Annotated in this window: 6 protein-coding genes and 2 pseudogenes; 3 read left to right on the top strand and 5 right to left on the bottom strand. The window is 72.3% G+C overall.

What is annotated here, in order from left to right; translation table 11 throughout:
• Positions 1-82 precede the first annotated feature (82 nt).
• Positions 83-727 carry a glycoside hydrolase family 75 protein gene (locus ACFP2V_RS16635; protein WP_381212259.1) on the bottom strand — a complete coding sequence of 215 codons (645 nt, stop codon included), beginning with the start codon at positions 725-727 and terminating at the stop codon, positions 83-85.
• 328 nt (positions 728-1,055) lie between these two features.
• Between ACFP2V_RS16635 and ACFP2V_RS16640 the strand changes: the two genes are divergently transcribed.
• Both ACFP2V_RS16640 and ACFP2V_RS16645 read left to right on the top strand, forming a co-directional pair.
• A complete protein-coding gene (locus tag ACFP2V_RS16640) occupies positions 1,056-2,105 on the top strand; it encodes a fibronectin type III domain-containing protein (protein ID WP_381212221.1) in 1,050 nt (349 codons plus the stop codon).
• Positions 2,106-2,337: 232 nt separating this feature from the next.
• Positions 2,338-2,876: pseudogene (locus tag ACFP2V_RS16645) on the top strand (hypothetical protein); the annotation flags it as partial.
• Positions 2,877-3,074: 198 nt separating this feature from the next.
• On the opposite strand, the pseudogene ACFP2V_RS16650 reads toward ACFP2V_RS16645, so the two are convergent.
• The 3 genes and pseudogenes from ACFP2V_RS16650 to ACFP2V_RS16660 all read right to left on the bottom strand — a co-directional run.
• Positions 3,075-3,602, bottom strand: a pseudogene (locus ACFP2V_RS16650) (PadR family transcriptional regulator); the annotation flags it as partial.
• Positions 3,603-3,634: 32 nt separating this feature from the next.
• Positions 3,635-5,650, bottom strand: coding sequence for an FAD-dependent oxidoreductase (locus tag ACFP2V_RS16655; RefSeq protein WP_381212222.1), 2,016 nt, complete (start codon positions 5,648-5,650; stop codon positions 3,635-3,637).
• A 161-nt stretch (positions 5,651-5,811) separates the two neighbouring features.
• Positions 5,812-6,192, bottom strand: a complete 381-nt coding sequence (locus ACFP2V_RS16660; RefSeq protein ID WP_381212224.1) for a hypothetical protein — start codon at positions 6,190-6,192, stop codon at positions 5,812-5,814.
• A gap of 309 nt (positions 6,193-6,501) precedes the next feature.
• Between ACFP2V_RS16660 and ACFP2V_RS16665 the strand changes: the two genes are divergently transcribed.
• A complete protein-coding gene (locus tag ACFP2V_RS16665) occupies positions 6,502-8,637 on the top strand; it encodes a SpoIIE family protein phosphatase (protein ID WP_381212227.1) in 2,136 nt (711 codons plus the stop codon).
• Here the strand turns inward: ACFP2V_RS16665 and ACFP2V_RS16670 are convergent.
• Complete coding sequence (locus ACFP2V_RS16670) at positions 8,627-9,469, bottom strand: putative protein N(5)-glutamine methyltransferase (protein WP_381212230.1); 843 nt, start codon at positions 9,467-9,469, stop codon at positions 8,627-8,629. The genes ACFP2V_RS16665 and ACFP2V_RS16670 overlap by 11 nt on opposite strands.
• Positions 9,470-9,712: the final 243 nt, after the last annotated feature.

Raw genomic sequence — 9,712 nt, forward strand, 5'->3', positions numbered from 1 at the left:
TTTCCGCCCGTCACCTCCCCCGCCGGTCACTTCTCGCGCGGAGGGCTCCGGTTTCAGGCCCGCCCGGGGGTGGTGGTTCGGCTCAGCCGCCGTTCACGAACCGCTGGGCCAGTCTCTCTCCCTCCACCACCGCGGCCTTCCGGTCCTCGATGGGAGTCACCCGGCTGTCCTTGAACACGATGTAGGTGACACCGGAGGATGTGCCGCCGCTTCGTGGGTCGGGATCGAGGCCGAGCGCTTCGGCCGTCGCGTAGGACGCCTCACCGATAATGCCCGCGGGGCCGGTGTCGCCGACGACCGCGTACTGCACTTGGCCGCCGTACACGACGGCCACCACCGAGCCGCCCCGGACACCGTGCGCCCGGTAGTCCCAGAGCGCGCTCGGCACCGGCACCACCACGTAGGGCAGGGTCTCGGAGTTCAGCGGGCGGCCGTCGGACTGCACGAACGCTGTGGAGGCGGAGAAGTACGGGTCGGTGGCGGTGTTGCAGTGAACGCCGGGCTGTCCGTCGCAGTCGATGTCCATGTCGGCCTTCCAGAACACAACATCGTCGGTGCCGCACACCGGGATGGTGGCGGAGGCGCCTTGGTCGCTCCGGTACTCGCCGTGGGAGACGGGGGTGCAGTCACGCACCTCGGCCAGCAGGTCGGCGGCGCTGACGGAGCCGCCCTGTCGTACGGCCGGTGGTTCCGTGCGGGCCTGCTGGGAGACGGTGCTGTGGAGCATCGTGGGGGCGAGCACGGCGACGCCGGCCGCGGCCAGTGCGAGCGACTGGACAGGGGTCACGGTATGCGGGCCTCTCGTAGGGGACATGACGGGCACTCGGCCCAATCTCATCCCGGGCCGATGGCGAGGCCACCGCAGCAGGGCCGTACGGTGCACGTTCGGCCGCCTGGCGGTGGGCCGGGTGCCTGAGTCGGCGCCGGTGTCCGTACGCGGCCCGAGTCGCCCGAGTCGCCGCGCACCACCCCCTTGATGTGATCGCGTCATCCGCGTCATCATGGGGTCGAGCATTGGTCCGTACCATTCCCGTGCGCCGTCGGGAGGCAGAGTCGTGCGAGGCGTTCCTGTCGCCGCTGCCGTGCCCTCACGCCGTCCTCTCGCGTTGCGTGGTGGCGCGCTCCGCTCGCCGCTCCTGCTCTGCGGCGTGCTCACGCTTGTGCTTCTCCTGGTCGTCTCCTGCGGCGGATCCGGAGCCGGGAACGGGGGCAGCGGGCAGTCGCCCGGGGCACCGACGGGTGTCACGGCCGAGGCCGGCAGCGCCACAAGTGTGCATGTCATGTGGAACACCGTCGCTGCCGCGAGCGCCCGGGTGAGCCGGTACGAGGTGTACCGGGGCACCAGAAAGGTCAAGGAAGTACCCGGCTCCGAGCACATGGCGGATGTCACCAGGCTTCGACCCTCCACCACGTATGCCTTCACCGTGCGGGCGCGGGACGCGGAAGGGCGGCTCGGGCCCCGCAGCCGCGAGGTGCGGGCGACGACACCGGCGGCCACGACGGCCGACCGGTCCGCGCCCAGCCGCCCCTCGGACCTCCGCGGCAAGGCGGTCGGCAGCAGGGCCGTCCAGCTGAGCTGGTCCGCCTCGACGGACGACCGGGGCGTCCTGTCGTACGACGTCCTCCAGGGAGGAACGAAGATTCACAGTGTCGGCGGGAGTCAGACCGCCACCGTGGTGACGGGGCTGCGACCGGGCACCCACTACTCCTTCACGGTCCGGGCACGGGACGCGGCCGACAACCTGTCTCCCTCCGGCGCTCCCCTTCGCCTGACCACACCGGGCAACAGTGCCGACCGCGCCGCGGCACCCACCGGCTTCCGCGCCTCGAGCCACCGGTCCGAGGGGGCGTACCACATCGACCTCAGCTGGGTGCCGCCGCGCGTGGACGGGGTGATCACGGAGTACCAGGTACAGCTGGACGGCCGCCCGGCCACCTCCGTCGTCTACGGCGGGGAGGCGCCGCGCGACCGGGCGACGTACAGCTTCTACGCGGGACGGGAGGCGGGGGTCGGCCATCGGGTACGGATCCGGGCCAGGCTGCCGGACGGAACCTGGGGCGACTTCTCCACGGAGCGCACGGTGACGACGGGCCCGCGGCCCTGAGCGGGACCGGGCTCCGCCGGGCAGGCAGGACGAGCCGGGTCCGGGCGGGCCGGGCCGGCGCCACTCGACGGGCGGGTTCGCCGGGCGACAGCCGTCGTCACCTGCCCGGCGGCGGCAGGAACGCGCCGCAGGCCGGGTGCGCATCGGCTGGGCGGGTGGCAGCACGGGCGCTCCCCGCCCCTCGGCGGCGCAAGGGATGTATTGCCGGCCGTGCCGCCGGAAGGCAGTTCACATGCGCTGCTCGAAGCCTCTGCCCCGTTCCGGGCTGACCGTCGCAGCCGCCGTCGCGCTGCCCCTGGCGCTGACCGGCCCGGCCTCCTCGGGTCCCGGCGTCTTCGTGAGCACGACCGGTTCGACCGTCTCCGGCACGACCACCGCGTGCGCCCAGCACAACGGCGGCTGGGGCACCGCGTCCCTGCTCGGCAGCGACCAGTCGAATTTCTCCCCGGGCCGCCAGGTGGCCCTGTCGGGAACCGGTTCGGGGCAGTCCGCCGCCTGGTCGGACGTCGGCTCGGGCACCCACACGGTGATCGTGATGTGCTCGAACGGGACCACTGCGGGCACCAGTCCGTCGTCGTCTCCCCCACCGATCCTCCCGTCCTCAGTCCGCCGGTCACCGCCTCGTCCTCGCCGTCCCTCGGGGTGAGGGGCGGCATCGGCGGCAGCTCCACGGACTACGGGACGGTGACGCTGGTGACGGGCGGCGCGCTCGTGGGTACCGGTCTCGTCGCCACGGCCTGGTATCTGCGCCGGCGCAACGAACCGAACCGGTTCTGCGACGGCGCCGGTCGCCACCACGTCCGACGCGCTCCGGTCGGGCGGCCGGCGTCATGCCCTCCCGGAGCTCGAACCGTCCGATTCCGCGCGCCCGGAGTCGGACGGTTCCGTGTGGGCGGGGACCCGCGAGGGGTCGGCCCGCTCAGCGTCCGACAGCTCCGCCTTCTCCCCGTGCTCCGCGTGCTCCGCGAACTCCGCGAACTCCGCGAGCGCGTGCCCGAGCCACCCGGTCCAGAAGGTCTCCAGGTCGATACCGGCCCGGAGCACCAGATGCCGGAGCCTGTCGTCCGGTGCGTCCTTGCCGGGCGGGAAGTCCCGTCGCTCGATCTCCTGGTATTTCGCCAACTGCCTTTCGTGCAGCTCCAGATGGCGCCGCAGATCGGCTTCGAGGTCCCCCGCGCCGACCACCGCCGCCGCCCTCAGCCGCAACAGCAGCGCGTCGCGCATCGGCTTGGGGTCCTGCGCCGTGGAGGTCCAGCGGGCCAGTTCGGCGCGGCCCGCGGGCAGGACCTCGTAGGCCTTCTTCTGCCCGCGGGCGGGCTGTTCGGCGGCCAGCGCCCGGATCAAACCCTCGGCCTCCAGCTTTCCCAGCTCGCGGTAGATCTGCTGATGCGTCGCGGACCAGAAGTATCCGATCGACTTGTCGAAGCGACGGGTCAGCTCCAGCCCCGACGACGGCTTCTCGAGCAGGGCGGTGAGGATCGCGTGCGGGAGTGACATGGGCCCCATCCTAGGGACGGCTCACGGTCGGCCTAGAGAGCCGCCGCCACCTCCGTGCCCTGCTTGATCGCCCGCTTGGCGTCCAGTTCGGCGGCCACATCGGCGCCGCCGATCAGGTGGACGGAGCGTCCGGCCGAGACCAGTTCCTCGTACAGGTCGCGGCGCGGTTCCTGGCCGGTGCACAGGACGATCGTGTCCACTTCCAGAACGGTGCTCTCGCCGTCGACGGTGAGGTGCAGGCCCGCGTCGTCGATGCGGTCGTAGCGCACGCCGGGGACCATGGTGACGCCGCGATGCCTCAGTTCGGTGCGGTGGATCCACCCGGTGGTCTTGCCCAGACCCGCACCGACCTTGGAGGTCTTGCGCTGGAGCAGGTGGACGGCGCGTGGCGAGGCGGGCCGCTCGGGTGCGGTGAGACCGCCGGGCGTGCGGTGGTCCATGTCGACGCCCCACTGCCTGAAGTATGTCTCGGGGTTCTCGTGCGCCTTGTCGCCGCCGTCGGTGAGGAACTCGGCGACGTCGAAGCCGATGCCGCCCGCTCCGAGGACGGCGACCCGGTCGCCGACGGGGGCGCCGTCGCGCAGGACGTCGAGGTAGCCGAGCACGCTCGGGTGGTCGACGCCGGGGAGGTCGGGGAGGCGCGGGGTGACGCCGGTGGCGACGACGACCTCGTCGTGGCCGCTCACGTCGTCGGCCGTGGCCCGGGTGTCCAGGCGTACGTCGACGGCCAGTTCGGCGAGCCGGGTGCGGAAGTAGCGCAGGGTCTCGTCGAACTCCTGCTTGCCCGGGACCTTGCGGGCGACATTGAGCTGGCCGCCGATCTCGCTCGCGGCGTCGAACAGGGTGACGTCGTGGCCGCGTTCGGCGGCGCTGACGGCGCAGGCGAGCCCGGCCGGCCCGGCACCGACGACCGCGACGCGCTTGCGGCGCCTGGTCGGGGACAGCACCAGCTCGGTCTCGTGGCAGGCGCGCGGGTTGACCAGGCAGGAGGTGATCTGCAGGTTGAAGGTGTGGTCCAGGCAGGCCTGGTTGCAGCCGATGCAGGTGTTGATCGCCTCGGGCCGGCCGTCCGCGGCCTTGGCCACGAAGTCGGGGTCGGCAAGCATCGGACGGGCCATGGACACCATGTCCGCGTGCCCCTCGGCGAGCAGTTGCTCGGCGAGTTCGGGGGTGTTGATCCGGTTGGTGGTGATGAGCGGGATCGAGACCTCGCCCATCAGCCGCTTGGTCACCCAGGTGTAGGCGCCGCGCGGTACCGAGGTGGCGATGGTGGGGATGCGGGCTTCGTGCCAGCCGATGCCGGTGTTGATGATCGTGGCGCCGGCCGCCTCGACGGCGCGGGCCAGCGTGATCACCTCGTCCAGGGTTGAGCCGCCGGGCACGAGGTCCAGCATGGAGAGCCGGTAGATGACGATGAAGTCCTCGCCGACCGCCTCGCGCACCCGGCGGACGATCTCCAGGGGGAAGCGCGTCCGGTTCTCGTACGAGCCGCCCCAGCGGTCCGTGCGCCGGTTGGTCCGCGCGACGATGAACTCATTGATCAGATAACCCTCGGAGCCCATGATCTCGACGCCGTCGTAGCCGGCCTGCCGGGCGAGGCGGGCGGCGCGGACGTAGTCGTCGATGGTGCGCTCGATGCCCGCGTCGGTGAGTTCGTGGGGCGTGAAGGGGCTGATCGGCGCCTGGAGGGGGCTCGGAGCGACCAGGTCCTGGTGGTAGGCGTACCGGCCGACGTGCAGGATCTGCAGGGCGATGCGCCCGCCCTCGCGGTGCACGGCCTCGGTGACGACGCGGTGCCGCTCCGCCTCCTCGTCGGTGGTGAGCTTCGCCCCGCCCTCGAAGGTCCGCCCCTCGTCGTTGGGTGCGATGCCGCCGGTGACGATGAGGCCGACGCCGCCACGAGCACGGGCGGCGTAGAACTCGGCCAGGCGTGCGAAGCCGTTCTCGGCCTCCTCCAGGCCTACGTGCATGGAGCCCATGAGGACCCGGTTGGGCAGGGTGGTGAAGCCCAGGTCGAGGGGGGTCAGCAGGTGCGGGTAACGGCTCATCGGGCCCTCCGTGCGCGGTGTCGTCCCTCTGTTGTAGAGGACGCGCACCCGTTTATGCAACTAGTTGCATAAACGTGGTGGAGGGCACACCGATCCGAGGACGCGCACGGCCGGGTGCGTCCGGCCGTGCTGACGTCCCGCTGTCCCGTTCCTGGCGGCGATCACCGGCTTTCCAGGCGGACGTGCAGCTCCTCCTCCTGGTCGCCGGAGACTGTGCTCAGGTCATGCACCGTGAACAGGGAGTCCAGGGTGGTGCGGAACCGGTCGATCGCCCAGTAGCCGCCGTGCAGGTCGGCGTCGACCGAGGACGCCAGCCGGACCGGGCCACCGGGGCGGGCTCCGCCCTCGTACGGGGCGGCGACGTCGAACGTGCCGAGCCACACCGTCGGGCGGGTCTCGGAGCACTCCTTTGGCACGTCGTCGGGGCGCCGGTCGGACGCGAAGCACGCGCACAGCGTGTCGAACACGATCCGTGCGTCATCCTTGTCGCACCCGCTGATCTCGACCGAGACGGATTCCGGGTGGGGTCGCTCGCTGCCCATCGTGATCGCTCCTTTCGCCGCGACGCCTTGCCGCGTCCTGCCGCGCCCGGCTACGTCTTTGCCGCGCCATGCCGGGCCTGCCACACGGCGTACCCCGCTCTCCCCCGGCCAAGCGCCGCACGTACGGGTACGGGTGCACTCCCCGCGCACGACCGGCGTGTCCACGGGATCACGGGGCACCCGACGGAGGAAAGAAAGAAGGTGGAGGAGACAGCCGGAGAGGCGGAAAATCGCCCCCACGCGCGGTAGAACAAGTGATGTCGGCACCGTCACGGTGTGCCGCGGAAATCGGCGAAGGCGGGGCCTGCGATGAGTTCAGCCGGGTCATCCCAGGGCGACGGAGACGGAGGGGCCCGTGGGCCGGTCCGTCCCAGTGGGCTGCTCGACGTGCTGCGCGTGGCCTCGGTGGTGCTGGACCCTGAGGGCCGGATCGTCCTGTGGAGCCCTCAGGCAGAGGAACTGTTCGGGTACGGCGCCGAGGAGGCACTGGGCCAGTACGCCGCCCGGATCATGGTGCACGAACAGTATCTGGACCTGGTGGTCACGCTGTTCTCCGAGGTCATGCGGACCGGGCAGAGCTGGGCCGGGGCGTTCCCCATCCGGCGCAAGGACGGCGGCACCCGGCTCGTGGAGTTCCGCAACGTGCGGCTGACCGACGACCAGGGCGGCGTCTACGCCCTCGGCCTCGCGGTCGACCAGTCGACCGTGCACCGGATGGAGCAGGACGTGGCACTGTCCACCCGGATCGTCGCCCAGTCCCCGATCGGGCTGGCCGTCCTGGACATCGATCTGCGGTACGTCTCGGTCAACCCGGCACTGGAACGGATCAACGGCGTCCCGGTCGAGGAACACCTGGGCCACACGATCCCCGAGGTACTTCCGCAGCTGGAGACCGCCGCCGTCGAGGCCGCGGCGAGGCAGGTCCTGGACACCGGGAAACCGGTCGTCGACCAGTTCATGATCGGCCGGACCCCGGCCGATCCCGACGAGGACCACGCCTGGACCGCCTCCCTGTTCCGCCTGGAGAACGCGCTCGGCTCGGTGCTTGGCGTGGCTCTTTCCGTGGTGGACGTCACCGAGCAGTACCGGACGGGCCTCGAGGCCGAACGGGCCCGGCGCCGACTGGCCCTCGTGGCCGACGCCTCGGCCCGGATAGGCACCACGCTCGACCTGGAGCGTACGGCCCGTGAGCTGGCCGAGGTGGCCGTACCGGAGCTGGCCGACGTGGCCGCCGTGGACCTGCTGGACACGGTGGTCCTGGGCCGCCGGAGCACCCTCGGTCCCGCCGAGCCGGCGGTGATCCGGGCGCTGGCTGTCCGGGGCACGGGCGCCGGCTCGGGGGACGCCCTGCTGGCCGCCGATCAGCCGGGCCGGGTGGCCCGGTACGCCCCGGACCGGTTCGTCACCGAGTGCGTACGCACCGGCCTGCCCGTGATGCTGCCGCAGGTCAAAAACGGGGACCTGCCTCGGATCGCCCGGTCCGCCGAGGCGGCCGAACTGCTGGGCCGGGCGGGTGTGCACTCGTATTTGGCAGTACCGCTGATCGCGCACGGCGAGGTGCTCGGTGCGCTCGACCTCAAGCGCACCGGCAACCCGCTGCCGTTCGACGAGGACGATCTGCTGCTGGCCCGGGAGCTGGCCGCCCGCGCGGCGGTGCAGATCGACAACGCCCGCTGGTACCAGAGCGCCCGCGACGCCGCGCTCACCCTGCAGCGCAGCCTGCTGCCCAGCCATCCGCCGGTGACGGGCGGGCTCGAGGTCGCCTCCCGCTACCAGCCGGCGGGCGCCACCAGCGAGGTGGGCGGCGACTGGTTCGACGTGATCCCGCTGGACGGCGGCAGGACGGCCCTCGTCGTGGGGGACGTGATGGGCAGCGGCATCCCGGCGGCGGCCACCATGGGGCGGCTGCGCACGGCGACGAACACGCTGGCCTCGCTCGGCCTCGACCCGGCGGTGCTCCTCGAACACCTCGACCGGATCGTCGGCGGCCTGGAGGAGGCCATCGCCACCTGTGTCTACGCCGTCCACGACCCGCGTGAGCGGCAGTGCCTGATCGCCAACGCGGGGCATGTACCGCCGGTGCGGGTACGGGCCGGCGGCGCCCCGGAGCTGCTCGATCTGCCCACCGGGGTGCCGCTGGGGGTGGGCGGCGTCAAGTTCTCCACGACCGTCGTCGGAATCGAGCCGGGCGACCGGCTGGTGCTGTACACCGACGGCCTCGTCGAGACCCGGCACCACTCACTGGACGAGCGCCTCGACCACCTGCTCTCGCTGCTCGGCGGCCGACCCGACAGCTCCCTCGAGGAGGTGTGCGACCTGCTGCTGCGCACCCTGCACCGGCCCGACGACTTCGACGACGTGGCCCTGCTCATCGCTCGCGCGACCCTGCCCGGCGGTCCTGCCTCACCAGGCCGTCCCGCCCCGTCGGGCAGGGCTACGGTCTGACGCCGATCACGACATGGGCGTACTCCTCCTCCGAGACGGCCAGGCGGGTCCGCAGCCCGGCACCGGTGAAGGCGGCGGCAGCCGCGGGCGCCTGGCGGCGGCTCGTCTCCACCAGGAGGCAGCCGCCGGGCGCCAGCCAGTCGGGGGCCCCGGCGGCCACCCGGCGCAGCACGTCGAGCCCGTCCGCGCCGCCGTCGAGCGCGACCCGCGGCTCGTGGTCGCGAGCCTCCGCGGGCAGCAGGCCGATCTCGTCGCTGGGCACGTACGGCACATTGGCCGCGAGGATGTCGATCCGGCCGCGCACCGTGCCGGGCAGCGCCTCGAACAGGTCCCCTGCGTACACCAGGCCGCCCACGTCCGCGACATTGCGGCGGGCGCAGCGCACGGCGGCCGGGTCGATGTCGGCGGCGTGCAGTTCGACCGTGCCGAGACCGTCGGCCAGAGCGACGCCGACGGCGCCCGAACCACAGCACAGGTCCACGACGACGGCCGCGTCGGGTGCCTGCGCGAGGGCCTGCGCCACGAGGAACTCGGTACGGCGCCGGGGGACGAAGACGCCGGGGGCCACGGTGATCCGTCGGCCACTGAACTCGGCCCAGCCGACGACGAGTTCGAGGGGGAGCCCGCGGACCCTGCGCTCGACCATCTCGGTCACGTGGTCCGGGGTGGGAGCGGCGGCGAGGATCAGTTCGGCCTCGGCCTCGGCGAAGACACAGCCCGCGGCGCGCAGCGCGGCCACGACGGAATCCGGTGCGGCGGGCGGGGACGGAGCGACGGACAAGGAAGAGGAAGAGAGGGAGGAGAAGGCGGCGAGGGGAGAGTGGGACGGCATGGCGGCAGGAGCCTTTCGAGAGCCGAAGGGCGCTCCCGCGGTCACCTACTGGGGCGATCCGCGTCGCTTCGTGGTGAGAGCACCCGACCTGACACAGCGGTAATGGGTCTCACCCCCTCGGCCGTCGACGACTGGGACAGTCCGCAGCCGGACCGCAAAAGTACCCGACGACGCCTTTGGCCGTCCAGCACTTTTCCTGTGGCCGGCGGGATCGCGGAGCGGGCGGCCGGCGGGCGGCCGGCG

This window comes from Streptomyces incanus (assembly GCF_042656345.1).
Classification (GTDB): domain Bacteria; phylum Actinomycetota; class Actinomycetes; order Streptomycetales; family Streptomycetaceae; genus Streptomyces; species Streptomyces incanus.